This window comes from Neoroseomonas oryzicola (assembly GCF_012163135.1).
GTDB lineage: Bacteria > Pseudomonadota > Alphaproteobacteria > Acetobacterales > Acetobacteraceae > Neoroseomonas > Neoroseomonas oryzicola.
The window spans coordinates 330,883-351,971 of record NZ_JAAVUP010000004.1 but is presented as its reverse complement, the minus strand read 5'-3'; the positions used below and the strand labels follow the sequence as shown (position 1 = coordinate 351,971).

The following is a 21,089-nucleotide window of genomic DNA, read 5'->3' as shown; positions in this document are numbered from 1 at the left end:
CCCGATGGTGGGGCGGCACGAGGGCGGCAGGCGGGCGCGCTGCGCGCCAGGCACGACGGCATGGACGCCGGCCCCTCTAGCGCGCCGCTGCGCGAGCAGCCGGCCATCACCGCCCGCCGCACGGTACGGCGCCGCCTTCGCATCGCCGCCGCGCTGACCGCGATCCTCGCCGTGCTCGCCGGCGGGACGACCTGGCTGCACCGGCAGTTCACCACCGTCTTCGTCGACGACGCGCGCATCGCCGCGGACATGGTCACGCTGTCGAGCCGCCTGCCTGGCTGGATCACCGAGCTGGACATCATCGCCGGCGACACGGTCCGCCAGGGCGGCGTGCTGCTCCGCCTCGACAGCCGGGAGGCCGAGATCGCCCTGCGCGAGACCGAGGCGCGCCTCGCCGGCATCGCTGCCCGGCGCGCGGAACTGGAAGCCCGCCTCGCCATGGTCGACCGCCAGACCGGCAGCCAGGAGGACGCCCAGCGCGCCAGGCTCGAGGCCGCCCGCGCGCAGCTCCCCGCGGCCGAGGCCGAGCGCATCTATGCCGAAGGGGAATTCGCCCGCGCCGTGCAGCTGATGGGCACCGGCAGCGGCACGCGCCAGCGCCACGAGCAGACGCGCGCCCAACTGGAGACCGCGACGCAGCGCGTCCTCGCCGTCGCCGCCGAGATCCGCAACGTCGAGGCGCAACTCGCGAACGCCGGCGCGGCGCGGGAGGAACTGACCGTCCTGCACCGCCAGCTCGACGCAACCGAGCCGCAGATCCGCGAACTGACGGCGCAGCGCGAGCGCATCGCCCTCGAGATCCGCGACCGCACGCTGCTGATGCCCTTCGACGGCGTGGTGGACCGCGTCTTCGTCGATCCCGGCGAATACGTAACCCCCGGCCAGCGCCTGCTGCTGGTCCACGACCCCGCCCGGGTGCGCGTCGAGGCCAATGTGAAGGAGACGGAGATCCGCTTCTTCCGCCCCGGCGCGACGGTCCGCCTGCGCGTCGATGCCTATCCCGGCCGCACCTTCGAGGGCACGGTCGAGCGCGTCGGCGCCGCCGCGACCAGCGAATTCGCCCTGCTGCCGAGTCCCAACCCCTCGGGCAACTTCACCAAGATCACCCAGCGCCTGCCGGTGCGCATCGCCCTGCCCACCGGCGCCTCGGACGGGCTGCTACGCCCCGGCATGATGGTCGAGGTCGAGGCCGCCGCGCGTGAGTGAGGCCGCACTCGGCGGCCCGTCGCGGCGTGCCTGGGCCGGGCCGGGCATCGAGGAACTACAGGCCCGCTGGGGCGCGCCCTACCGCGTGCTGGTGACCTTCGCGGCGATGATCGGCACCGTCGCGACGATCCTCTCGGCGACCATCGTCAACGTAGCGCTGCCGCAGGTGATGGGCGCCTTCGGCATCGGCCAGGACCATGCGCAGCTGATCGCGACGGCCTTCCTCGCCGCGGTGACGGGCACGATGCTGCTGAACGGCTGGCTGGTCGACACCTTCGGATGCCGCCTGACCTATGCCGCCGCTCTGGTGATGTTCATCGCCGGTTCCGTCGTCTCGGGCGCCGCGCCGAACGAAGGCGTGCTGATCGCCGGCCGCGTGCTGCAGGGCGCGTCGGCGGGGATGGTCCAGCCGCTGGGGATGCAGATCATCTTCCAGGTCTTCCCGGCGGAACGGCGCGGCTCGGCGATGGGGCTCTATGCCGTGGGCGTGGTGCTGGCGCCGGCGCTGGGGCCGACACTGGGCGGGCTGATCGTCGACAATTTCGGCTGGCGGTCAGTGTTCTTCCTCGGCATTCCGGCGGCGCTGCTCGGCCTGGTGCTCGGCCTGATCTTCATGCCGGGACCAGCGGATACCGGCGCGCGGCGGCGCTTCGACGGGCCAGGCTTCGCGCTGCTGGTCATCGCGCTGCTGGCCTTGCTCACCGGCCTGTCGAGCGGCCAGCGCGAGGGGTGGGAATCCGACCGCGTCGTGGTCGAGCTCTCGATCGCCGCGGCGGCCGCGATCGGCTTCGTGCTGTGGGAACTGCACACCGACGCGCCGATGCTGAACCCGCGCCTGTTCGCGGTGCGCGGCTTCGCCTGCTCGGCAGCGGTGGGCCTGGTCTATGGCGCGGGGCTGTTCGGGTCGACCTATCTCGCGCCGCTCTTCGTGCAGACGGTGCAGGGCTATACGCCGACGCGCGCGGGGTTGCTGCTGATGCCGGCGGGCCTCGCCATGGTGCTGGTCTTCCCGATCGCAGGGCGCCTCGCGGACCGGCTGCCGCCCTGGCTGCCGATCGGGATCGGGCTGACGCTGTTTGCGCTGTCGACCTGGCTGATGACCGGCGTGGACACCAACACCGCCTTCTGGACCTTCGCGATCTGGATCCTGGTCGGGCGCATCGGCTTCGGACTCGCCATGCCGTCGATGAATGCGGGGGCGCTGCGCGCCTTGCCGCCGCGCTGGGTTGGGCAAGGGTCGGGCGCGGTCAACTTCGCGCGCCAGTTCGGCGGGGCGATCGGGGTGAACCTGCTGTCCATTCTGCTCGAGCGCCGCACCCAGTTCCACGCCCAGGCGCTCAACGCCACCCAGGAAGGCCGGGCGGCGACGCGCAGCGTGCTGCGGGAGGTCGAACGCCTGCTCGCCGAGGGCGGCATGGACGAATGGACCCGCCAGGCGATGGCGCAGGACTATCTCGGCCAGGTGGTGCTGCAGCAGGCGAGCATGCTCGCCTTCCGCGACACCTTCCTCGCGGTCGCGCTGGGCTGCCTCGCGGCGCTGGTGCCGGTCGCGATCATGCGGCGGCGCCCCGGCGCCTGACACGTTGCCGTGAGGCGACGCAACCCGCGCTCTGGCCACGCGTTCGCCCCAGGAGTGCCGCGAACATAGGAGGCCCCGGCATGATCCGCGTCTTTCCCGTCCCGCTCTCCGTGCGCACGGCCTGCGGCCGTTGCCTGGCCCGATTCGCCATCGCGCCGGAGGATCCGCGCGATCCCTGGTGGGTCGTCTACCGCGATCCGGCAGGCCAATGGTGCACCGCCATGCTCGAGGATCCGGAGGCCGTCTGACCACACGATGAAAAGGCCCGGGGAGCCACCTCCTCGGGCCTTTCGACTCACTGCCCGCCGCTCAGCGGCGGCGCATCCATTCCACGAGCACGGTCCCGGCGATGGCGCCCAGCATCGGCACCGCGCTCGCACCACCCGACAGCAGCGCATTGTTGCTCGCGGCGGCGGCGAGGCTTGCCCGGCGTAGCAGCAGCGCCTCGTCCATCACAGGATCGCGCAGCTGCCGCGCGACCAGCACCAGCATGCCGGCCAGCACCAGGTCCGCCAGCGCCATGACGCCGCAGGCGCCTGCCAGGCCCAGGTGCGGCAGCATCAGCTCCACCGCCGCGACATGAGCCAGGGCGAGCGCGGCGACGCCGAACACTGCCGCACCGCCGAGCCAGCCGGCCCGACGGGCGGCCAGGCCGCAGCTGCGGCGGAGGCGCAGCCCCTCCGCCTCCGCCGCGACGCCGAGCAGGCGCAGCGGGCCCATGGTCAGCGCCGCAGCAGCACGCCGAGGGCGATGCCGACCATCGCCGCCGCGCCTAGCGCAACGAAGGGCTGTTCGCGCACCCGCTCGGCGATGCCGTCGGCCCCGGCGCGCAGCGCGTCGCGGGCTTCCGCTGCGCGATCGCCGACGCCATCGACAGCCGGCGTGAGGTGTTCGCGCACCAGCGCGTCCACCTTCTCGCGCAACACGGCGAGCTCGGCGGCGGCGGCCTCGGTCAGGGTCGGGGTCGGGGTCGGGGTCTCGTTGGTCTCGACCTTCGCACGCATCGATCTGTCTCCTTCTCGGATCGGGGCGGCAGGCGGAACCCACCGCGCCCATGCGATGTCAACGAACGGCAGCGGCGGTAGTTGCGCCTCCCCGCAACCGGAGCCCACCGCCAGCGTTCCCCTTTGCGTGAACGGATGGGAGGCGGCCGTGACCGCTGATGTCGAGACGACCACTCGTGAGGGACGATCCAGCGCCGGCCCGCTCTGGGTTATCGCGGCGCTGATGGTGCTGGCGGCGCTGCATCTCGGTCGCGACGTCTTCATCCCGATGGCGCTCGCGCTGCTGCTCTCGGTGGTGCTGGTGCCGCCCGCCCGCGCGCTGCAGCGCCTCGGCCTGCCGCGGCCGCTCGCGGTGCTGCTGCTGCTGATTGTCGCGCTCGGCGTCATCGCCGGGGGCGCGCTGCTCGTCACCTCGCAGGTGCTGAACCTCGCGGCCGACCTGTCGAACTGGGAAGCGAGCCTGACGCGCAAGCTGCATACGCTGTCGGAAGGCTCGGGCGCGCTCGACCGGGCGATGGGCACGCTGCGGCGCCTCTCCGAGGAGCTTGGCAGCGGCGGTGTCGCGCCCACCGCGGCGCCGGTCGCGCTCGCCTCCGCGGGCCCGAGCAATCTCGAGGCGCTGCTCGGCCTCGCCGCCATGGCGGCCGGCCCGCTGTCCTCGCTCGCCATCTCGCTGCTGCTGATGGCCTACCTTCTGATGCAGCGGGAGGACGTGCGCGACCGCTTCCTGCGCCTCGCGGGCCTCAACGACATCCATCGCACGACACGCGCCCTTGCGGACGCGACCGAGCGCGTCGGTCGCTACCTGCTGATGCAGATGCTGCTGAACGCGGTCTTCGGCGTCGGCATGGGCGCAGGGCTCGCGGTGATCGGCGTACCGAACGCGCCACTCTGGGGTGTGCTCGGCTTCATGCTGCGCTTCATCCCCTTCCTCGGCGCCTGGATCGCGGCGGCGCTGCCTCTGATGGTCGCCTTCGTCACCGGAGAAGGCTGGACCGAGCCACTGCTGGTGCTGCTGCTCTTCGCCGTCGTCGACGGCGTCGTGACGCATGTGCTCGAGCCGCTGATCTACGGCCGCTCGACCGGCATCTCCCCGCTCGCGCTGCTGGTCTCCTCGGCGGTGTGGACGGTGCTCTGGGGGCCAATCGGGCTGCTGCTCGCGCCTCCGATCACGGCGTGCCTCGCCATCCTCGGCCGCCACGTCCCCACTCTCGGCTTCCTCGAGATCCTGCTCGGCAATGGGGAGGCGCTGCCCGCGCCGCTGCGCTTCTACCAGCGCTTCCTCGCCGGCGACCCGGAGGGCGCGCAGCAGATTGCCGAGACGCGGCAGGAGGAACAGGGCACGGCGGCGACGCTGCGCGAGCTGGTGATGCCGGCCGCCCTCGCCCTTGCCGTGGATCGTGCCGCGGGCGCGCTCGGTCCCGCGGCGGCGGACCGCATCGGGGACGGGCTCGCGACGCTCGCGACCAGCCTCGCGGAAGAGCCGGCACCCAGCGACGATGCGCGGGCCGTACGCATCTTGCCGGTCGCCGGCGCGGCGGACCGTGCGCTGGTGGGCCTCGTCACCGCCCTCGCGATCGAGGCAGGCTGGCACATCGCCGCGCCGGGCGAACAGGCGGAGCTTGCCATCGTCTGTGCCTCCCTGCCCGTTTCGGCGGCACGGCTGCGGCGTGTGTTCGCCCATGCCGGGCGCGAAGCCGCCGCCATCGCCGGCTTCGCACCCGAGGAGCCCGCCGCGCTGCAGCTCGCCACCGGCCGGCCCGGCAGCGTATCGCGCAGCATCGAGGCGATCGCCGCGCGGCTCGAGCACCCGCGCCGTCAGGTCGCGGCGGAGGCCGCGACCGCGCCGCCCGAGGGCCTGCCTGCGCCGGCCTGACCGGCGGCCTCAGGCCGCGCCGCGCAGCGTGTCCTCGAGGCTACGGTGATGGATCGGGAAGCGCACGGCGATGCGGGTGCCGTGCTCACCCGCGATCTCGGCGCTGCCGCCGAGATGCGCGGCGAAACCCTCGATCAACTGCAACCCGAGGCCGTCCCCGTTCGGCTCGGTGCCGCCGAGGCCGACGCCGTCGTCGCAGATGACGAGCAACACCTCGTCGCCCTGCACCGCGAGGGAGATGTCGATGGTCCCGCCCAGCCCGTCGGGGAAGGCGTAGCGCATCGCGTTGCCGACCGATTCCGTGATCAGCAGCGCGAGCGAGATGGCCTGGTCGGAACTGAGCTCGATGTCCTCCGCCGCGATGCGGATCGCGATGCCGCTGTCGGCCCCGCTGCCCAGCGCGTCGCCGAGCTGGCGCGAGAGTTCCTCGAGGAAGGGGCGCAGCGAGATGCGCTCGAAGGAATGATGGAGATAAAGATGGCGGTGCAGCGTCGCGAGCGCCTGCACGCGGTCGCGCGCCACGGCGAATTCCGCCTGCGCTGCCGGGCTGCGCAGCCGCCCCGCCTGCAGGTTCAGCAGCGAGGCGACGATCTGCAGGTTGTTCTTCACCCGGTGATGGATCTCGGCCATCAGCAGGTCGCGCTGACGCAGCGCGCCGGTCAGCGCCTCCTCGCGCTCGGTCAGCGCCGCGGCGGCGGCGCCGAGGGCACGGTCGAGGTCGCGCACCTCGGTCGGTCCCGTCGCCTTGGGGTCGGGTGCGAGCGGGCTGCCCGGCGCCCAGCCCCGCACCCGCGCGGCCAGGCGGCGCAGCGGGCGCGAGACCGCGACCTCGACGCCCACGACGATCGCGCCGAGGCAGCCGGCGAGAAACACGCCGAGTTCGAGCAGCCGCCGCAGCAGCGCGGCGCGGGCGGCGGCGACTTCCGTTTCCACCGGCAGGCCGACCAGCAGGCGCAGTCCGGGTTCCAGCTCCTGCGCCGACCAGGCGTGGTCGGTGCCGTCGCGCGCGCGACCCTGCATCTCCTCCTCCCCGCGGCGGCCGATGCGCGCGAGGATGTCGGGCGGCGGCAGCGCGCCGGACAACGCGGAACCGAAGGGCAGCACGGATCCGTCCTGGTCGATCAGCCAGACGCTGTGCTGGCCGGCGACCTGCGTGCCGCGGTCGGAGCGCAGGAAGAAGCCGAGGAAGAGGCTGCCGCCCACCATGCCGCGCAGCGCGTCGCCGGGCCCCAGGATGGGCGCGACGCCCGGCAGCACCGCGCGCTGCGACAGCACGCCAATGGTGAATTCGCCGAACTCGAAGGCATGGCTGCGCTGGACCGCGGGGACGTAGTCGAGCTGCGCGTAGCTTTCCCCCCGCGGCGCCGGCAGGCCGCTGCAGACGAGCCTTCCCTCGGGGTCGAGCACCCAGAAATTGGAATAACGCTCGGGCGTCAGGGCGCGCAGGCGAGCGAGCTGCGCGTCGCAGGCCTCGGGCGCGATGTCGAGGAGGTTGCCGCGCTGGGCGAGGCCGGTGACCACCTCGCGCAGCGCTTCCATGGCGGCGCCGTGGCGGGCGACGGCGACCTCCCGCAGGATCATCGCGTTGCGCGGCCCTTGGGCGAGGGCGGCCTGGTAGGCGGTCCAGGCATTGCTGCCGGCGATACCGGCGATCGGAATGGTCGCGGCGGTCGCGAGGGCCAGGAGGCGGCCGCGCACCCCGCCGAAGACGGCACGCGGGCGCGACGGCGTCGGCGGCTCTTCGCCGCCGGTCACTTCTTGCGATCCTCCTCGATCAGGCGGAGCAGCTCGGGCGGGATGGGTTCGCGCGCGACGTCGTCGAACATCTGATGCAGCCCGCGCCGCAGCCAGATGTCGAAGGCGGCGTCGGGCACGGAGGGCTTGTTCCCCCCGGCCCGACGCGCGCGGCCACGCGGCGGCACCGCCGGCTTCTCCTCGTCAGATGAATCCATCGCGTCCTGCGGCAGCGGCAAGCCGCCCGTCCTCCACCCCGCGCATGCTACGCGGCGCGGCGATGGCGGCGCCAGCGCCGGGACGGCGCGCGGGGCGCGGCGCGGCGGCCGGCTCCTCACCCATCAGGCGGGCCTCCAGCGTGCGCCGGGCACGGAAGACGCGGCATTTCGCGGTGCCGACGGCGCAACCCATGGCCGCGGCGACCTCCTCGTAGGACATGCCCTGGACCGTCACCATGATGAGCGCCGTGCGCTGGTCGGCCGGCAGGCGGGCGAGTTCCACGCGCAGTTCGCGGAGCGCCAGGCTGTCCTCCTGGCCACCGGGGCGGGCGAAGGCCTCGGCCGGCGTGTCGTCGATGTCGACCGTCTCGCGCAGGCGGCGGCGGTCCGAGATAAAGCGGTTGCGCAGGATGCGATACATCCAGGCGCCGAGGTTGGTGCCCGGGGTGAAGCTGTGCTGCGCCGCCAGGGCATTGGCGAGCGCCGCCTGCACGAGGTCGTCCGCATCCGCCCTGTTGCGGGTCAGGGACAGGGCCTGGACCCGCAATTTCGGGAGGAGCGCCACCAGCTCCTCGTGGAAGCCCTGCACCGGCGCGTTCGCCACCGGCTGGGCCGCACTGTCGCTGACCATCGTCATGCCCGGACAACGGATGGAGGCGGCGGGAGGTTGCAATTGGATCGATGCAGTTTGCGCATATCTGAATTGCTATATACGCATGCAACTCCTACCCGGCCACACCGTTCCACGCGCATGGAGTCCTTCCCGCGCCGGAATCCCCCAGCCCCGCGCCGTCAGGCCCGCGGACCGAAGCGCCGCGCCAGGCTGGCGCGCGCGCGGGACAGGCGCGCCTTCACCGTGCCAGCCGGAACCCCGGTGATTGCCGCCGCCTCCGCGACCTCGAAGCCGAGCGCGGCGACAAGCAGCAGCGCCTCCCGCTGCGGCGCCGGCAGGTCCGACAGGCCACGGGCCAGGTCCCCGAGGTCGGCCGCCGCCGTCTGGGCCGGGGCCGGCGCCTCGGGCGCGGGCATGGCGGCGAGGCCCCGCCGCTCGGTCCCGCGCCGCCGTTCCTCATCCAGGAAGGCGTTGCGCAGGATGCGGAAGATCCAGGCGCGGAGCTCCGTCCCCTCCTGCCAGGACGCCGCATGTTCCAGCGCGCGCAGCAGCGCGTCCTGCACCAGGTCGTCCGCCCGCGCCGCATCGCGTGCCAAGAAGCGCGCGAAGCCGCGCAGCTGTGGCGTCAGCGCGGCGAGCGCCGCGCGGAATTCCGCCCCGCCGGGCGTCACGCCAAGGCCCCGCGACAGGCTGGCCGGACGTGCACGCCACGTGGCATTCCCATGGATCGCATAATGGACTTCGCATCACAGGTGCCAAGATGAACGCAGCCCCCCAGGCCGAGTTGCTCCGCGCCCTGCCCTATGCGCGCCGCTTCGCCCGCGCGGCGACCGGCGACCGCGACCGCGGCGACGCGCTGGTGGCCGCCGCCCTGCGCGCGCCGCTGCCCGACCTGCCGCCGCGCCTGGCACTCTATGCCGCCGTCGCCCGCGCGGCGCCGGGCCAGGCGGGCGGGGTGGGCCTCGCCGCCACTCAACGGCACATGCTGCTGCTGACCGCGCTCGAGGACCTGGCGGTAGAGGATGCCGGCGCGGTGCTCGACCTCGCGCCGGAGGAAGCGGCCGCCGAGCTCCAGGCCGGACGCGACGCGCTGCGCGGCGTCGCCTCGACCGAGATCCTGGTGATCGAGGACGAGCCCATCATCGCGCTCGACCTGCGGCGTCTGGTCGAGGCCTGCGGCCATCGCGTCGTCGGCATCGCGGCGACCGAGGCCGACGCGGTGCGCAAGGCGACGGCGATGCGCCCGGGGCTGATCCTCGCGGACATCAACCTCGGCCGCGGCGGGGACGGCAGCGCGGCGGTCGCGCGCATCCAGAGCGCGATGGACGTGCCCGTCATCTTCGTCACCGCCTATCCCGAGCGCCTGCTGACCGCAGAGGGCGTCGAGCCCGCCTTCGTCGTGAGCAAGCCCTTCGAGCCTCTGGCGCTCGCCATCGCCGTCTACCAGGCGGTGCACCAGGGCCGCGCGCCGGGGCTCTGAGAGACGGTTCGCGAATGCGCCGTGCGGCGCATTCCGCAGTCCGGCACCGGCCCGCACCCCCACCCGGCCACCCATCCAGGATACTGTCGTTGGGTGGCCGGGTGGGGGAGCGGGCCGGTGCCGGCATTCCCGGACGGCCTCTGAGGGCAACCCCGCCATCACCGGAGCGTTCTTCCTTCGGAGGCGGCGCCACCCCGGCGTCGCGCATCGCGTGCGGGAGAACGCCATGAACAGCGACCGCATCGCCGGCAACTGGAAGCAGATCACCGGCAAGGTGAAGGAGCAGTGGGGCAAGCTGACCGACGACGACATCGCCGTCGTCGAGGGCAAGCGCGACCAGCTCATCGGCCGCATCCAGGAACGCTACGGGATCGCCAAGGACAAGGCGGAGGAGCAGGTGCGTGACTGGGAGCGCGCACTCTGACGCGACGGGCGCATCGCGCGCGGAGGCACGACGCCGCCGGGAGCAATCCCGGCGGCGTTTCGCTGTCGAGGCAACCCGCGCGCCACAGCCGCGTTGATCAGGCACGGAGAAACGGAGGACCCCGATGCTCTACTGGACCCTGATCTTCCTGGTCGTCGCGCTGGTCGCCGGCGTGCTCGGCTTCGGCGGCATCGCGTCGACGGCGAGCGGCATCGCGAAGGTGCTCTTCGTCATCTTCCTGGTGCTGTTCCTCGTCTCGATCGTTGCCGGACGCGGCTTCGCGGGCTGACGCCCGCCCCGCATCCGGCAGGCGCCGGTCCCGACCGATCCACCCCCATCCCGGCGGGGCCGGCGCCGCAGCGCCCGCCACCGCGGTGCCGAGCGCGATGACACAGCCCGACCCCACCCCCGCCCCGCGGCCGTCCACCCCGGACCTGCGGGGCTTCGCGAGATGGGCGCGCGCCTGGCTCGCCGCGCCCGATCGCGGGCATGCGCGGTGGCTGCTCGCGGGCGTGGTGCTGCTGACGCTGGTGCAGGTGGCGATCCAGATCCGCTTCAACACCTGGAACCGCGACTTCTTCAATGCGCTGGAACACCGCGACGCCGCGGCCTTCCGCACGCAGATCCAGGTCTTCCTGCTGCTCGCCGCGGCGTCGATGTCGGCCGCGGTCTACCAACTCTACCTCAAGCAATTGCTGCAGCTGGGCTGGCGGGAGTGGCTCACCGGGCGCCTGACCGAGGCCTGGATGCGCGAGGCGCGGCACTACCAGCTCGAAGCCGGCGCCGCCGAGGCCGACAACCCCGACCAGCGCATCGCCGAGGATGTGCGCGTCGCGACCGAGCTCGCCATCGAGTTCAGCGTCGGCCTGCTGATCTCCGTCAGCACGCTGGTCGCCTTCGTCGGCATCCTGTGGGCGCTGTCGGGGCCGCTCGCCGTCACCCTGGCAGGCCATGCGGTGGAGGTACCGGGCTACATGGTCTGGGCGGCGGTGCTCTATGCCGCGCTCGGGTCCGCCGCGACCTGGCTGGTCGGCCGGCCGATGGTCGGCATCAATGTCCGCCGCACCACCGCCGAGGCCGATTTCCGCTTCGGCCTGACCCGCGCGCGCGAAAGCGGCGAGAGCATCGCCCTGATCCGCGGCGAGCCGGACGAGCGGCGCGGCCTCGGCCTGCTGTTCGGGCGGGTGCGGGAGGCGATGCACGCGCTGATGCGCAGCCAGCGCAACCTGATGTGGCTGACCAGCGCCTACGGAACGCTTGCCATGATCTTCCCCACCGTGGTCGCGGCGCCGGCCTATTTCGCGGGGGCGATGTCGCTCGGCGTGCTGATGCAGGTGGGCGCGGCCTTCGGCCAGGTGCAGGCGGCGCTCAACTGGTTCGTCGACAGTTTCCCCCGAATCGCCGAATGGCGCGGCGCCGTCGCGCGGCTCGTCGCCTTCCAGGACGCGCTGGACGACCTCGACGCCATCGCGGCCGATCCCGCGCAGCCGACCATCGTGATCGAGGAAGGTGCGGCGGAGGCGCTGGAGCTCGACGCGCTCGAGATCGCCTTCGCCGACGGCACCACCGTGATCGCCGGCGCCTCGGCCGTCGTCGCACCTGGCGAGCGCGTGCTGATCAAGGGCGAATCCGGCACCGGCAAGTCGACGTTGTTCCGCGCCATCGGTGGGCTTTGGCCGTGGGGTGGCGGGCGCATCGCCACGCCGCCGCGCGCGGCGATGGCCTTCCTGCCGCAGCGGCCCTACCTGCCGCTCGGCACGCTCGCCGGCGTGACCTGCTACCCGCGCCCGGCCGAGGATTTCGACCCGGCGGAGGTGCAGGCCGCGCTGGGCAAGGTGGGGCTCGAGGCGCTGGCCGACCGGCTCGAGGAAGAGGAGCGCTGGGACCGCGTGCTGTCGCTCGGCGAGCAGCAGCGCCTGGCCTTCGCGCGGCTGCTGCTGCACCGGCCGCGCTGGATCTTCATGGACGAGGCGACCTCGGCGCTCGATGAGGCGAACCAGGACGCGATGATGACGCTGGTGATCGAGGAACTGCCCGAGGCTGCGGTGATCTCCATCGGCCACCGGCCGGGGCTGGAGGCCTTCCACACCCGCAGCCTGACGCTGGTGAAGAGCGCGGAGGGCGCGCGCTTCCAGCGCCTGCCGCCGCGGGCGGTGAGCGAGCGGGCGCTGGAACGGCGGCGCAGGGTGGCGGCCTGAGCGGGCGCCGTCCGGATACGCGGGCCCAGCGTGGCGAGAGCGGCGATCGGGCACACCCCGTCAGGGCGCTTCGGTGCCTCGGTCCGGATCGCGACAAGCCGATGATCGAGGAGGTCGCGGCGCGCTGCGGGCGATCGGGCGGTCAGCCGACACGGAGCGGGCGTGGCCGGCCGGGCGGAACCCGCGGGCCTGCGGTCTGTCGGCGTCCGTCGCTGCGGGCGATCGGCGACAGTTTCTCGCGTAGGGTCCTGCCGTACCGGCCTCGGTCGACGCGGAGGCGCCGCCCATCGGGCCGGTCGAGGAGAAGGCATGGCACCAAAGCGGCCGGCGGCGGGTTCCGAGGATCCCCCGCTCGTCTTCGGAAGCGGGCGGATCGGCGAGGGCTGGATCGGCATCGGCATCACCGGCGCCGCCTTCGTGGTCATCGGCGTCGCGATGCTGTCGGCCGGTGCTCCGGAAGTGATGCTGGCCGTCGGACCGATGCTCGCGCTCCTCGCCGCCGCCTGCGTGACGACGCGGGAGGTCCGCCTGGCGCCCGAGGAGCGGCGGGTGACCGTCACCCACCGGCTGCTCGGGATCGCGCTCACGCGGCGGATCGGCCTCGATCGCTTCTCGGCGGTGACGGTGACGACGGCGATCTACCGTTCGAGGTTCGTCGTGAGCGACGGCACGGTCGAAGGCGACCAGAAGCTGATGGGTTACACGGTGGCGCTGCGTGGGGGACGGAGGCTGAGGCTGGACTGGTTCCGGACGCCCGGCGCGCCGGCGCTGGCGCGGGAGCAGGCGGAGGGCCTGGCTGTCGCGCTGGCCGCGCGCCTTGGGCTGCCGGCGCGGAGGGTAGGCTATGTAGTCGAGGCGATGGGCAGGGCCGGCGCGATGACCGTGCCGCGGAAGGGGGCGGCGGAGGCGCTGGTGTGAGTGCGTGGGGAGCCGGATACGGGCGGCGATACAAATGCCTGGGGCCGGGTTGCTGCCGATCCTTGCGAAAGGATGTCGTCCCATAGGGGATGGGCGGAGACCCAGGGATTTCCTGAGGTTTTGACACCTTCTGGGAGGCCGTTTGTATCACACTTGCGGATCACCGCCAGACCGCGCCATTCGAGGCCCGCTGCCCAACGAGACCTGTTTCGTTCCCCACTGAGCCCATGTGTGGATGCGATTGATGACGCCGGCATTTCTAACGAGCAGTGCCGGGACGAAAAATGCATCCGCGGTGCCGAAGCGCGTGGCTCGGATGACGCGAGCAAGCACCCTTTCGGCCCAGAGGAACACACGAACGTCTCGGGCATGCCTGCGCTCGTTGAACTCCGCACTTTTTGCGTAATCGAAGAAGAGGAAAGCGCGGCTACCACTTATGCGCTCTCCCCACCTGAGTTGGGCCGGTCGGTGCACACGTGCCGACCAGCTTCGTCCCAGAAAGTCGGCGATGGTGCCATGCTGTTCATCGACAAAGAACAGCCCGCTTGACGTCGCCCCGTGCCATCGCGCCGCCAGTGCATACGCAACCAGTGATACGACGTAGGCCAGAGACAAGACGAACCATGCAATACACCCCGCACCGGCCACGAAAACCGCCGCTGCGGCGCCGACCGACAACGAATGCGCGTTGCCGAAAAGTCCAATCAGCAGCAGACCCGCCGTGAAGCCCGAGAGGGCGGCGCTTAGCGCGAGCAGAAAGACCGCGAGGACTACCCTCTTGCGTCCTAGGTAGAGCGGCACGGGCTCCGCGCCCGAGGCTGAGCCTACGGATGGGGCTAGGGACGCGGGAACCGGCATGGTCGCAGCATGACTAGGCCGAGCGCGCCCCTCAAGCGCCGACCGCCGTTCCGGCAAGGACCCACAGAGGGACCCGAAGACGGCCCTGGCCTCGGCGATCCGGCGCCGAGCACCCCCTCCCCCCGGGGGGCGGGGACTTGCGGGGAGACCCAGAGCAGACCGGAATCTGCGGCGCGCCCGAAGGAAGACCCCCGGGGGTGGTCTAACAACAACAACCTTTAGCCGACTTCTGGAACGACATTGCCGATTGCCCCGGGGGTGGGGGCCTCGCCGCCTCCGGTGATCCGCGCCGCGCTGGAAGCCTCAGCACACCGCGCTTCCGGTCCTCGCGTGCATCCTGGCGTGACAGGACGAGTCATCGTTGGTCGGCAGCGTGCGAAAAATAAATCGACAGAAAAAGGCCCGGCGGAGTCGGATGGGTTCACACCCAATGCCGGAGCGCGGTAGACCTCGCCAGCAATCTCCGCGATCTGGCGCGCAGTCAGGCGCGTGAAGGTCCCCGCGACCTCGGCACGTGCTGCGGTGAGGCGGGCTTCCAGAGTAGCCATAGCGGCCGCGTGGCGGGCCTTCGCCTCGGCAGGGTCCTTCGTCCGTAGGGAGGCGATGAGTTCCCGCTTACCGATGACCGCCCGAAGGTCCTCAGGGACGACCTTGCGCGCTCGGTAGACGCCGGATTTCGGGTGCCTTGTTGGGCGGGCAATGCTCAGGACCATTTGGACCATCCGCTTGTATCACCGGACGGCGCGTAAGCCCTGGATTGTCCTAGATTTCCTGGCCGATCAAGCCCTTGAGGGCTGGATGGCGTCCCATAGGGGATTCGAACCCCTGTTGCCGCCGTGAGAGGGCGCCTAAGTGGCCAAGATCGCACAACGGCGGACGAACACGAACGGATTATGCATTTGATATAATGAACTAAATGTCTGCATTGATCCGCCGGTGTCCGCCATGGGATATCAGGTGAAGAATCAGGTACGGATCTACGCGACATGGCGCGAAAGACGACGGCCGCTGGCAGGCTCGAGAACCGAACTCAGCGGGCGCGATTGCCGGCGCAGCGCAATCCGCACTGGATGCTGATCGCCCCTCAAACGCACCTCGGCTATCGGTCTCCATCGGGCAAAGGCCGCAACGGTACGTGGGTCGCGCGTCGCGCAATCACAAAGCAAGGCGATCGGACGCGATATCTCGAGAAGGCCCTCGGCACGGCAGACGATCACCCGGATTCCGTCGCTGATGGCGCGATCTCGATGACCTTCCATCAGGCTTCAGCAGCCGCGCGGGATTGGTCTGTCCAGCAATCGGCAGAAGATCGAGCCAAGGCAAGCGGCGCCGACCTCACCGTGAAGGAGGCGATAGGATCTTACGTCGCCAGCCGGAAACGCCGCGCTGCCGCTGCCGGCAAGGACGCGGAATGGCGCCTTGCTCGACATGTGCTGACGTCACCTCTGGCCGACGTATCGCTCCTCGGGCTAACCGAAGATGATTTTGCCCGCTGGCAACGCGGCGTGAAGCGCGGAGGGCGAGAGAAGCGGTCGGATGTACCCTTGGCGCCCTCAACCCTCGCTCGGCTCCTCAACGATCTTCGCGCAGCGCTAACGGCCGCAGCCCGAAGGGCGAAGGCACCAACTGGCGTCCATGCTGCAATATTTGAGGGCACCCGCCCGCCGGCTGCCGCTCAACGCGCGCGGCCGATGCAGGTGGTCGCGGACGCTGACGTGCGAAAGCTTGTCGCCGCGGCGGACGCTCATGACCCTGATTTCGGTGCTTTGATCTATGTCCTCGCCGTAACCGGAGCACGCTTCAGCCAGGCGGCACGACTAACGGTCGGAGACCTTCAGCCCGACGCCGGCCGCATCCTGATACCGCCCAGCGCCAAGGGCCGAGGGACTCGGAAGGCTGCGCCGTCCCCAGCCCCGCTACCGCCGGATACGTTAGTCCGCCTGCGCCAGATTGCCGCAGGCCGGGCCGCGCACGAGCCATTGCTAATGCGGTGGCGCCACAAACAGGTCCCCGGCCCAGTCATTCGTTGGGAGCGCAAAGACCGTGTCGCATGGTCCGACTCTTCCGAGATAACACGCCCCTGGGCAAAAGCAGTAAGGACCGCGGGCTTGGCCGGCGACCTTGTGGCCTATTGCTTGCGGCACAGTTCCATCGTGCGAGGTCTCAGGGCAGGACTCCCGGTCCAGCTCGTGGCGAAGGCCCATGACACAAGCGCCAAGATGATCGAGAGCCACTACGCGGCGTATATCGTCGATGCGTCGGAAGACTTGCTGCGGCGGGCCGCCTTTGATTTGACCAGCCAGTAGCGCGACCCCTCTGTCGTTCCCGACTCAAGCAGTACAAAATGCGGATAACCTCAACATTTAGTTGGATAACTCAATAAAAAAGTCCATTGACGATCTATTTTACTCTATGGAATCGATGCTCTGCCGCCAATCGAAGGAGTGTTATATGCCGCATTACCATACCGATCTCGCCGCCTATTGTGAAATTCTTGATGCCATCAACACGGCGCTGGACTGCGAACCGTCCGAGGAGGGCGACCGCCTCTTGGAAAGGGGGCGCGATTTGCTTTTCGGCCTTCTTCGTTGCGCCATCGAGGCGGGTGAGAAGATCCCGCCCGGGTCGGAGAAACTTCTGCTCGAGGGTTGGCAGGACCGAGCGGCGCGAATCGCCGCCTGATCGCTGGCAGCGGAGGGGAATAACAACCCTCCGCCGCCCGAACTTCTACGAACAATTGAAACCAATAACGAACATACACGAACAATTAAATCGTAATTTCTCAACCTCTTCTGTTGGCCAAATGCCATTGTTATTTTGATTTCTCTTTGACTCCAGATTGAATTCTGACACAGCCTCGCCTCGCGCAAGCGAGGAGATTTGTGGCATGTCCGCAGCCACCAGCACCGATTCTTCCGGGGAGGGCGCGGCGCGCCTCCTGACCGCCGCCCGAGCGATCGGCATCGCGATCACCGACGAGGACAAGCCCCCGGCACCGGCGAGCAGAGCACCGCAGTCCGGGAGTGGCCGCGCGGCCTCCATCCTCGCCAACCTCGAGGCGTGCGGCCTGCTGCCGCAGGAGGCTGCCCATGCCTGATCACCTCCTCAGCCGCGGCGACGCCGAGCGCCAGGCACGGCAGATCGCTCAGCGCCTCGGCATGACGCTGCACACCACCGACACCCGCCCCACCGGCTACGCCCTCGTCAATCGCCGCGGGCAGGTCGAACTGGAATGGCCCGAGGTCGATGAGTGCCTTGCCGATCTTCGGCACCTGAAGGCCGAGGGGTGCCGGGCATGACCGGCCGCCTCGCCGCCCTGGCCTCCATTGCCGCCGAGTGTGAGGACGTCGTCCTGTCGCGGGGTGTCGCCCTCTCCGTCCGCGCTCTTTCGGCGGAGGATATCGCGACACTGGTCGGGGAGTACGCGGCTGACATCGCAGTGCCGCTGCGATCGATCCGAGCTGAGCCCGTCGCGTCGGTTCTGGCGCTGCTCGAGATTGCGCCACGCGCCATCGCCCATGTCATCGCCCTCGCGTCCGATGAGCCGGACCAGGTCGAGGCAGCGCGGCGTCTGCCATTCGGTGTCGTGCTTCACCTCCTCGGCGCGATCGACCGCCTCACCTTCGGCCAATCAGGCGACCGTCGTCCCTTCGCCGAGATCCTCGGCCCGCTGATCGGGCCGCACCTTCCCTCGTTGCACTGAGGACACCGGATTATGGTCGAGCGCCGCGACGTCGAACTTCTCATCCGCGCCAAGGATCTTAGCTCGAAGCCACTACGCGACGTTGCCGGCGCCATTCAGCAGGTCACCGAGAACCTCGGCGACCAGGTGGCGGCGGCCAAGCGTGGCGAGACATCGTTCGGGGAATTGGCCGCATCTCTGAAGGAGGTGCAGCAGGCCGGTCGTGCCCTTTCGCAACAGCAGGGTTCCCTGGATCGGTTCAACCGACTGTCCGCGGATGCTGCACGCCTCGAGGACAACGTGCGGGATGCCGGCCGCGCGCTTCGCGAGTTCTCGTACTCCCTCGCCGGCTCCGCGGATATCACGCGGAAGCAGGAGGCGGAGTTCAAGCGCCTCGAGCGTGCCTACCAGTCCGCACAGGCTGCGCAGCGACGAAATGCGGAAGCCCTCACCGCGTCGCGCACCGCGCTGCAGTCGGCCGGGATCGACACCCGGAACCTCGCGGATGCACAGCGCACCATCGTCCAGTCGGCGACGCAGGCGGGCCAGGCGGCCACCGTCCTAACGACCGCGATGCTCGGCTATGCCCGCAATGCCAGGGAGGCCGCAAGGGCGACACGCGAGGCGGGACAGGCGAATGCCGGGCAACGGGGCGTCCTCGGCCTCGAACCCTACCAGGTGCAGAATCTCAGCTTCCAGTTGAACGACCTTTTCACGCAGATCGCATCCGGCACCAGCGCAACGCAGGCGCTCGCTCAGCAGGGCGGGCAGATGGTCCAGGTGTTCGGTCCGGGCGCATGGGCATCCCTGGCGCGCTGGTCTCCCATGATCGGCGGTCTCGCCGCGGGCTTCGTCACCCTCACCGCGGCGATCGGCCGCCTGTACGAGACGGCCTCGTCGAACCGAGGCTTTGCCGGCAACCTCAGTCTCCTAGCCGGCGGCGGGTCCGGTGGAGCGGCCTTCGGTGTCTCCGCGCAGCAGCTCACCGAGATCGCGCGCCAGGTCGAGCGTCTTGGCCCGTCCTTCGAGGATGCGCGCAAGGCCGCCCTTTCCTTCCTCCGCGACGGACTGGCGCCGGCCAACATCGAAGCGGCGGCAACGGCGTCGGCACGCCTCGCGACCGTACTTGGCATCGACGTCGCCGATGCGACGCGGCTGGTGTCCCGCGCGCTGCGCGACGGACAGGCGGGCTTCATGGCGCTGCAGGAGGCGGGCGTCCGCTTCACGCAAGCGGAGCGGGATGCCATTGCCCAGGCGAACCAGACCTCCGACACGTTCGAGCGGCAACAGCAGATCCTCGGCATTCTCGGCCAAAGGTTCCGCGATGCGGAGCAGCAGGCCCTCACGCCGTTCCAGCGGGCAACGCGCGAGCTGCGGAATGCGTGGCGCGACTTCCTGGACGACATCGGGAACTCGGCGCCGCTGCAACTCGTGGCGACGGCGCTCGCGCGCATCGGGGAGAGCGCACAGGCTGCACGGCTCGCATTCCATGCGCTTGGCCGAGGCATCACGACGGCGCTCGCGCCAGCGATCGCGGCACTCGATGTCGCTGCGCGGATCGCCCGGTCGCTTGGCCTCATTCCGCAGGGCGAAGCAGCGCGGACGCCGGGCACCCCCACTGGCCGGGCCGCCGTTGGTGGAATGACGCCCGGCCAGCAGTCGGCAGAACGGGCACGCCAGGAGCAGGTTCTCGAGTTCGAACGGGACGAGCGGACCCTACCCAGGGCGCGGCGCATTGCCGCTGCGCGTGAGCTGGCGACCCGGCGATTCCGCGAGCAGAACCCCGAGGCGTCGGATGTCGATCTCGCCGAGATCGCCGATCTGGCGGAGATCGCGATCAGGCAGAAGATCCAGGAGGAATTGACGCGCGGCGGTGCGGCTGCTGCTGCGGCAGTCCGCCGCGATTTCCAGGCGATCCAGAACGACATCACCGCCACCATCCGCACGCGCGACGAGACCATCCGCAGCGCGCAGGAGGACGTGGCGGCGGGAGCACTGACGCCGGCCGAGGCGATCCAGAAGATCCAGGAGGCCGCCGACGCAGCCCGTCCGGCCCTGCAGCGCCTCGCCGAAGAGGCGCGGCGGTTCCGCGACACACAGCAGGGCGGCGATGCCGTCCGACGCGCTGCCATCGACTCCCTGGTCGCACAGGCCGAGCGGCAGGCCGGGGCGCTCGGCTCGCGGCAAGGTGCCGGGCAAGTGCTCTCGACGCAGCAGCAGGAAGTGCAGCGCCTCCTGCAGGAACGTCAGCAGTTCGCGCAGACGCAGAATGCCCTCGTGCAACAGGGTGTCATCACCCAGGGCGACGCGCAGGCCCGCATCCAGGATTTCTGGCGGCAGACGAACGACACCGTGCGGCAAGCGGTGGATGCCTACGCAGCGGCGTCACTGGCGGCGCAGGAGAACGGCGCCATCACACAAGCCCAGGCGTCGCAGAACGCCGCCTCGGTCGAGCTGTGGCGGCAGCAGATCGAGTACGTGAACCCACAGATGGCGCAACTGCGGACCTCGATTGAGCAGGGCTTCGTCCAGTCGTCATCGACGGCCTTCAACTCGATCGCCGAGTCCATCGGCAACGCCTTCGCAGGGGTGGCGAAGTTCAGCGATGCATTCCGGGAGGCAGGCCGGGCGTCGCTGCAGTTCGCGGCAGACTTCCTGCGGGCCATCGGCCAGGCGATCATACAGACGCAGGCCCTCACCGTCGCTCAGACCATCCTGAAGGCAGTTTCAGGGAGCGTCGGTGGCGGCGGCGTCCCGGTGATCCAGAAGCACGCCGGCGGCGTCATCGGCGAAGGCGGCGCGTCGGTGATGCGACAAGCCTCCGTCTCTTGGTTCGCCAACGCCCCGCGGCTGCACTCAGGCGGCATCGCCGGACTGCGCCCTGATGAGGTTCCGGCGATCCTGCAGCGCGGCGAAGAGGTGCTGTCCAAGAGCGACCCCAGGAACATCCTCAACGGAGGCGGTGTTCAGGGCGGCGGTGCGCCGATCGTGCAACTGCGGAACGTGCTGGCCATTTCGCCAGACCAGATCGCGGACGCGATGGTCGGCGCCCCTGGTGAGCGGCTCGTCATGAACGTCCTGAAGACCAACGCCGCCACGGTGCGGCAGCTCGTCCGCGGGTGACGGCTCGACGCGATCGTTGGCGGTGCGAATTCCGCGCCGGAGCCCATGCTGCCGAGTCAACATTTTGTTGAGTCTTACTTGTCGGAAAGGCCCCACGTATTGGGCGAATGCGATTTTTTCTTGACCTCTTGTTCGTAGTCGTGAGATGAAGGCCGTAGCGAGCCAGAAACCCGTGA

At 70.4% G+C, this 21,089-nt stretch carries 23 protein-coding genes; 15 read left to right on the top strand and 8 right to left on the bottom strand.

Annotation, left to right across the window (positions count from 1 at the left end):
- The first annotated feature begins 60 nt into the window (after positions 1-60).
- The 3 genes from GWK15_RS16545 (at position 61) to GWK15_RS16535 (ending at position 3,033) form a co-directional block, all read left to right on the top strand.
- Entirely contained in the window at positions 61-1,206 is a 1,146-nt protein-coding gene (locus GWK15_RS16545) for an HlyD family secretion protein (RefSeq protein WP_168042448.1), read from the top strand.
- Positions 1,199-2,785 (top strand): DHA2 family efflux MFS transporter permease subunit, encoded by a 1,587-nt coding sequence (locus GWK15_RS16540; RefSeq protein ID WP_209442241.1) that lies wholly within the window; start codon positions 1,199-1,201, stop codon positions 2,783-2,785. The genes GWK15_RS16545 and GWK15_RS16540 overlap by 8 nt, the downstream gene beginning before the upstream one ends.
- An 80-nt stretch (positions 2,786-2,865) precedes the next feature.
- Entirely contained in the window at positions 2,866-3,033 is a 168-nt protein-coding gene (locus tag GWK15_RS16535) for a hypothetical protein (RefSeq protein ID WP_168042447.1), read from the top strand.
- A gap of 61 nt (positions 3,034-3,094) precedes the next feature.
- Here GWK15_RS16535 and GWK15_RS16530 read toward each other — a convergent pair whose 3' ends face one another.
- Complete coding sequence (locus GWK15_RS16530) at positions 3,095-3,505, bottom strand: hypothetical protein (protein ID WP_168042446.1); 411 nt, start codon at positions 3,503-3,505, stop codon at positions 3,095-3,097.
- Between the two features lie 2 nt (positions 3,506-3,507).
- Positions 3,508-3,789, bottom strand: coding sequence for a hypothetical protein (locus GWK15_RS16525; RefSeq protein WP_168042445.1), 282 nt, complete (start codon positions 3,787-3,789; stop codon positions 3,508-3,510).
- A 148-nt stretch (positions 3,790-3,937) separates the two neighbouring features.
- Here GWK15_RS16525 and GWK15_RS16520 point away from each other — a divergent pair, with 148 nt between their 5' ends.
- Positions 3,938-5,665, top strand: coding sequence for an AI-2E family transporter (locus GWK15_RS16520; protein WP_168042444.1), 1,728 nt, complete (start codon positions 3,938-3,940; stop codon positions 5,663-5,665).
- 9 nt (positions 5,666-5,674) lie between these two features.
- Here the strand turns inward: GWK15_RS16520 and GWK15_RS26600 are convergent, their stop codons facing one another.
- From GWK15_RS26600 to GWK15_RS16505, 4 genes are all read right to left on the bottom strand, one after another.
- On the bottom strand, positions 5,675-7,420 hold the full coding sequence (locus tag GWK15_RS26600) for a histidine kinase dimerization/phosphoacceptor domain -containing protein (protein WP_168042443.1): 1,746 nt from the start codon (positions 7,418-7,420) through the stop codon (positions 5,675-5,677).
- Positions 7,417-7,617: a hypothetical protein gene (locus GWK15_RS25685; RefSeq protein ID WP_209442240.1), complete on the bottom strand. Its 201-nt coding sequence runs from the start codon at positions 7,615-7,617 to the stop codon at positions 7,417-7,419. Before GWK15_RS25685 ends, GWK15_RS26600 begins: the two co-directional genes overlap by 4 nt.
- A complete protein-coding gene (locus tag GWK15_RS16510; RefSeq protein ID WP_245211697.1) occupies positions 7,604-8,254 on the bottom strand; it encodes a sigma-70 family RNA polymerase sigma factor in 651 nt (216 codons plus the stop codon). Before GWK15_RS16510 ends, GWK15_RS25685 begins: the two co-directional genes overlap by 14 nt.
- 155 nt (positions 8,255-8,409) lie before the next feature.
- The gene (locus tag GWK15_RS16505) at positions 8,410-8,901 is read right to left on the bottom strand and encodes a sigma-70 family RNA polymerase sigma factor (RefSeq protein ID WP_168042442.1); all 492 of its coding nucleotides are present in this window, start codon (positions 8,899-8,901) and stop codon (positions 8,410-8,412) included.
- A gap of 89 nt (positions 8,902-8,990) precedes the next feature.
- On the opposite strand from GWK15_RS16505, the gene GWK15_RS16500 reads away from it, so the two are divergent.
- The 5 genes from GWK15_RS16500 (at position 8,991) to GWK15_RS16480 (ending at position 13,250) form a co-directional block, all read left to right on the top strand.
- Positions 8,991-9,710, top strand: coding sequence for a response regulator (locus GWK15_RS16500; protein WP_168042441.1), 720 nt, complete (start codon positions 8,991-8,993; stop codon positions 9,708-9,710).
- Positions 9,711-9,936: 226 nt separating this feature from the next.
- Positions 9,937-10,134 (top strand): CsbD family protein, encoded by a 198-nt coding sequence (locus tag GWK15_RS16495; protein WP_168042440.1) that lies wholly within the window; start codon positions 9,937-9,939, stop codon positions 10,132-10,134.
- Between the two features lie 124 nt (positions 10,135-10,258).
- Positions 10,259-10,423 (top strand): DUF1328 domain-containing protein, encoded by a 165-nt coding sequence (locus tag GWK15_RS16490; protein WP_168042439.1) that lies wholly within the window; start codon positions 10,259-10,261, stop codon positions 10,421-10,423.
- Between the two features lie 97 nt (positions 10,424-10,520).
- The gene (locus tag GWK15_RS16485; RefSeq protein WP_168042438.1) at positions 10,521-12,332 is read left to right on the top strand and encodes an ABC transporter ATP-binding protein/permease; all 1,812 of its coding nucleotides are present in this window, start codon (positions 10,521-10,523) and stop codon (positions 12,330-12,332) included.
- 309 nt (positions 12,333-12,641) lie between these two features.
- Entirely contained in the window at positions 12,642-13,250 is a 609-nt protein-coding gene (locus GWK15_RS16480) for a hypothetical protein (RefSeq protein ID WP_168042437.1), read from the top strand.
- Between the two features lie 147 nt (positions 13,251-13,397).
- Here GWK15_RS16480 and GWK15_RS16475 read toward each other — a convergent pair whose 3' ends face one another.
- On the bottom strand, positions 13,398-14,051 hold the full coding sequence (locus GWK15_RS16475) for a hypothetical protein (RefSeq protein WP_168042436.1): 654 nt from the start codon (positions 14,049-14,051) through the stop codon (positions 13,398-13,400).
- A 275-nt stretch (positions 14,052-14,326) separates the two neighbouring features.
- Positions 14,327-14,821, bottom strand: a complete 495-nt coding sequence (locus GWK15_RS26720; RefSeq protein ID WP_408891896.1) for a DUF6538 domain-containing protein — start codon at positions 14,819-14,821, stop codon at positions 14,327-14,329.
- Positions 14,822-15,094: 273 nt separating this feature from the next.
- Between GWK15_RS26720 and GWK15_RS16470 the strand changes: the two genes are divergently transcribed.
- The 6 genes from GWK15_RS16470 (at position 15,095) to GWK15_RS16445 (ending at position 20,913) form a co-directional block, all read left to right on the top strand.
- Positions 15,095-16,414: a site-specific integrase gene (locus tag GWK15_RS16470; protein ID WP_168042435.1), complete on the top strand. Its 1,320-nt coding sequence runs from the start codon at positions 15,095-15,097 to the stop codon at positions 16,412-16,414.
- Between the two features lie 145 nt (positions 16,415-16,559).
- The gene (locus GWK15_RS16465; protein WP_168042434.1) at positions 16,560-16,790 is read left to right on the top strand and encodes a hypothetical protein; all 231 of its coding nucleotides are present in this window, start codon (positions 16,560-16,562) and stop codon (positions 16,788-16,790) included.
- 205 nt (positions 16,791-16,995) lie between these two features.
- The gene (locus tag GWK15_RS16460; RefSeq protein WP_168042433.1) at positions 16,996-17,205 is read left to right on the top strand and encodes a hypothetical protein; all 210 of its coding nucleotides are present in this window, start codon (positions 16,996-16,998) and stop codon (positions 17,203-17,205) included.
- Positions 17,198-17,407 carry a hypothetical protein gene (locus GWK15_RS16455; RefSeq protein WP_168042432.1) on the top strand — a complete coding sequence of 70 codons (210 nt, stop codon included), beginning with the start codon at positions 17,198-17,200 and terminating at the stop codon, positions 17,405-17,407. Before GWK15_RS16460 ends, GWK15_RS16455 begins: the two co-directional genes overlap by 8 nt.
- On the top strand, positions 17,404-17,811 hold the full coding sequence (locus GWK15_RS16450; protein ID WP_168042431.1) for a phage pre-tape measure protein: 408 nt from the start codon (positions 17,404-17,406) through the stop codon (positions 17,809-17,811). Before GWK15_RS16455 ends, GWK15_RS16450 begins: the two co-directional genes overlap by 4 nt.
- A 12-nt stretch (positions 17,812-17,823) precedes the next feature.
- A complete protein-coding gene (locus GWK15_RS16445; protein WP_168042430.1) occupies positions 17,824-20,913 on the top strand; it encodes a phage tail length tape measure family protein in 3,090 nt (1,029 codons plus the stop codon).
- Positions 20,914-21,089 lie beyond the last annotated feature (176 nt).

What these genes read in the sequence shown, in the direction of transcription:
- GWK15_RS16545 (WP_168042448.1), top strand. Translation starts at nt 61, where the DNA reads ATGGACGCCGGCCCCTCTAGCGCGCCGCTGCGCGAGCAGCCGGCCATC.
- GWK15_RS16535 (WP_168042447.1), top strand. Translation starts at nt 2,866, where the DNA reads ATGATCCGCGTCTTTCCCGTCCCGCTCTCCGTGCGCACGGCCTGCGGC.
- GWK15_RS16530 (WP_168042446.1), bottom strand. Translation starts at nt 3,505, where the DNA reads ATGGGCCCGCTGCGCCTGCTCGGCGTCGCGGCGGAGGCGGAGGGGCTG.
- GWK15_RS16525 (WP_168042445.1), bottom strand. Translation starts at nt 3,789, where the DNA reads ATGCGTGCGAAGGTCGAGACCAACGAGACCCCGACCCCGACCCCGACC.
- GWK15_RS25685 (WP_209442240.1), bottom strand. Translation starts at nt 7,617, where the DNA reads ATGGATTCATCTGACGAGGAGAAGCCGGCGGTGCCGCCGCGTGGCCGC.
- GWK15_RS16510 (WP_245211697.1), bottom strand. Translation starts at nt 8,254, where the DNA reads ATGACGATGGTCAGCGACAGTGCGGCCCAGCCGGTGGCGAACGCGCCG.
- GWK15_RS16500 (WP_168042441.1), top strand. Translation starts at nt 8,991, where the DNA reads ATGAACGCAGCCCCCCAGGCCGAGTTGCTCCGCGCCCTGCCCTATGCG.
- GWK15_RS16495 (WP_168042440.1), top strand. Translation starts at nt 9,937, where the DNA reads ATGAACAGCGACCGCATCGCCGGCAACTGGAAGCAGATCACCGGCAAG.
- GWK15_RS16490 (WP_168042439.1), top strand. Translation starts at nt 10,259, where the DNA reads ATGCTCTACTGGACCCTGATCTTCCTGGTCGTCGCGCTGGTCGCCGGC.
- GWK15_RS16485 (WP_168042438.1), top strand. Translation starts at nt 10,521, where the DNA reads ATGACACAGCCCGACCCCACCCCCGCCCCGCGGCCGTCCACCCCGGAC.
- GWK15_RS16480 (WP_168042437.1), top strand. Translation starts at nt 12,642, where the DNA reads ATGGCACCAAAGCGGCCGGCGGCGGGTTCCGAGGATCCCCCGCTCGTC.
- GWK15_RS26720 (WP_408891896.1), bottom strand. Translation starts at nt 14,821, where the DNA reads ATGGTCCTGAGCATTGCCCGCCCAACAAGGCACCCGAAATCCGGCGTC.
- GWK15_RS16470 (WP_168042435.1), top strand. Translation starts at nt 15,095, where the DNA reads ATGGCGCGAAAGACGACGGCCGCTGGCAGGCTCGAGAACCGAACTCAG.
- GWK15_RS16465 (WP_168042434.1), top strand. Translation starts at nt 16,560, where the DNA reads ATGCCGCATTACCATACCGATCTCGCCGCCTATTGTGAAATTCTTGAT.
- GWK15_RS16460 (WP_168042433.1), top strand. Translation starts at nt 16,996, where the DNA reads ATGTCCGCAGCCACCAGCACCGATTCTTCCGGGGAGGGCGCGGCGCGC.
- GWK15_RS16455 (WP_168042432.1), top strand. Translation starts at nt 17,198, where the DNA reads ATGCCTGATCACCTCCTCAGCCGCGGCGACGCCGAGCGCCAGGCACGG.
- GWK15_RS16450 (WP_168042431.1), top strand. Translation starts at nt 17,404, where the DNA reads ATGACCGGCCGCCTCGCCGCCCTGGCCTCCATTGCCGCCGAGTGTGAG.
- GWK15_RS16445 (WP_168042430.1), top strand. Translation starts at nt 17,824, where the DNA reads ATGGTCGAGCGCCGCGACGTCGAACTTCTCATCCGCGCCAAGGATCTT.